The 1019-nt window shown below is 64.7% G+C and carries 1 protein-coding gene; it reads right to left on the reverse strand.

The genetic code is table 11. The annotated features are described in order from the left end of the window. On the reverse strand, positions 1-847 hold an 847-nt coding region (locus tag I6U14_RS04170; protein ID WP_296897104.1), incomplete at its 3' end, for a ribonuclease E/G. Between the last annotated feature and the right edge of the window lie 172 nt (positions 848-1019).

Consider the following 1019-nt stretch of genomic DNA (forward strand, 5'->3'; position numbering starts at 1 on the left):
GCACCTCGCGCTGGAAGGCGGACTCGATCTGGCTCTCGATCTGGTAGCGGGTGAAGAGCGGCACCTCGTCCTGATACAGGCGCAGCTTCTTCTCATTGTGCGGCATCACCTGCTGGATGAATTCCTCCGCACGGCGGTACATCGCCTGGCTGTCGATGACGATTTCGCCGATGTCCGCGCGCAGGTGGTCGCGGATGCTGCGGATGATAATGTCGCTTTCCTGGTAGATCAGGAAGGGTGCTTTCCGGCTCTCGCTGGAGGTCTTGATGGCGTCCCAGAGCTGCAGCAGGTAGTCGAGATCCCATTGCAGCTCGTCGGCGCTTTTGCCGACGCCCGCCGTGCGCACGATGAGCCCCATGTCCTCGGGGATCTCGAGCTGGCTCAGGGCCTCGCGCAGCTCGGAGCGGTCGGCGCCGTCGATGCGCCGCGACACCCCACCGGCGCGCGGGTTGTTCGGCATCAGCACGAGGTAGCGGCCGGCCAGCGAGATGAACGTCGTGAGGGCCGCCCCCTTGTTGCCGCGCTCCTCCTTGTCGATCTGGACGACGACTTCCCGGCCTTCTTTGACCAGCTCCTTAATGCTGGCCTTGGTGCCTGGCTTGAGCTCCTGGTTGAAGTAAGCGCGGGAGATCTCCTTCAGTGGCAGGAAGCCGTGACGCTCCGAGCCGTAGTCGACGAAGGCCGCTTCCAGGCTCGGCTCGACGCGGGTGATGGTGCCTTTGTAGATATTGGCTTTCTTCTGCTCCCGTCCGGGGCTTTCGATGTCGAGGTTGAATAGCTTTTGCCCGTCCACGATCGCAACGCGCAGCTCTTCCGGCTGCGTTGCGTTGATCAGCATTCTCTTCATGTTGTCTGCGCACTCTGGCCGTGGCGCGCGGCGCGGTGACCCATTTTTTTTGAGCCGACCTCCCGGGCCGGCGCCGGGTGTCCCTCCCGCAGTCGGTCCCCCATGCCCGCGGGCCCGCGCATCTCGGCAGCCCACCGCATACCTGGCTCGGTGGATCGCCGCCCGGAGCGCG

The organism is Thiohalocapsa sp., from assembly GCF_019695415.1.
Lineage (GTDB): Bacteria > Pseudomonadota > Gammaproteobacteria > Chromatiales > Chromatiaceae > Thiohalocapsa.